Here is a 1165-nt window from a genome sequence, read left to right as displayed (position 1 = left end):
TGCACCACCTTGCCGTCGATGACGATGCCGGGGGTCGAGGCGATGCCGTAGCCGGCGATCACCGCATAGTCGGTGACCTTTTCCACCGTGACGTCGAGCCCGAGCTTGGCCGCTTCATCCCGCACCATCTGTGCCGTTGCCTCGCAGCGGGAGCAGCCGGGGCCGAGCACTTTCACGTCTTTCATGGTTTTGCCTTTCTTGGCCTTCGCCCTTCTTGTTTCAAGAAAACAGCGCGTTGAACAGGAAGCCCACGGCGAGGATGCCGGCGCCGACCACGCCCACGAACACGGCGATCAGCTTCAGGCTCAGGACTTTGCGCAGGATGATCATTTCCGGCAGCGACAAGGCGATCACCGCCATCATGAAGGCGAGCACGGTGCCCAGCGCCGCCCCCTTGGCCAGCAGGGCCTCGACCACCGGGATGATGCCCGCGGCATTGGAATACATGGGAATGCCCAGCAGAACCGCCGCCGGAACCGACCACCACGCATCCCGCCCCATGATGGAGGCGAGCAGGTCCGCCGGCACGTAGCCGTGGATGAAGGCGCCCGCCGCGATGCCGGCGATGATCCACATCCAGACCTTGCCGACGATGTCGCGCACCGCGTCGAGACCGGCCCTGATGCGATCCGCCAGCATCAGGCCGTTTGGCGGCAGCTCGAGCGGACTGGCGCGCACGTTGCGCACCCAGTCTTCCAGCCAGCCTTCCAAGTGCAGCCGGCCGATGATCCATCCGGCGACGATGGCGATGGAGAGGCCGAATGCCAGATAGGTGAGCGCCACCTTCCAGCCGACCAGCGCGAACAGGAGGCCCAGCGCCACCTCATTGACCATGGGCGCGGCGATGAGGAAGGAAAAGGTCACGCCGAGGGGGACCCCGGCGGAGACGAAGCCGACGAACAGCGGCACCGCCGAGCAGGAGCAGAACGGCGTGACGATGCCGAGGCCGGCGGCCGCGATATTGCCGAGCCCCTCGCGCTTTCCGGCGAGCAGCGCACGGGTGCGCTCGGCGGAAAAGAAGCTGCGCACCACGCCCATGGCGAACACCACCAGCGTCAGCAGCATCAGCACCTTGGGCGTGTCGTAGATGAAGAACGCGACCGCTTCGGCGAGATGGCTGCCGGGCTCCACCGGCAGGCGGGCAACCAGCCATTGGGAGAACGGC

The 1165-nt window shown here is 66.4% G+C and carries 2 protein-coding genes; both read right to left on the bottom strand.

The features are described from left to right. A partial coding sequence (locus K9U41_RS22890; RefSeq protein WP_282643138.1) for a thioredoxin family protein occupies positions 1-185 on the bottom strand: 185 nt, incomplete at its 3' end. 34 nt (positions 186-219) lie between these two features. Then, a partial coding sequence (locus tag K9U41_RS22885) for a permease (protein WP_282643137.1) occupies positions 220-1165 on the bottom strand: 946 nt, incomplete at its 5' end.

The organism is Xanthobacter autotrophicus (assembly GCF_029991245.1).
Classification (GTDB): domain Bacteria; phylum Pseudomonadota; class Alphaproteobacteria; order Rhizobiales; family Xanthobacteraceae; genus Xanthobacter; species Xanthobacter autotrophicus_C.
Note: the sequence above shows the minus strand (reverse complement) of the source record. Positions and strands in the feature narration are given on the sequence as shown.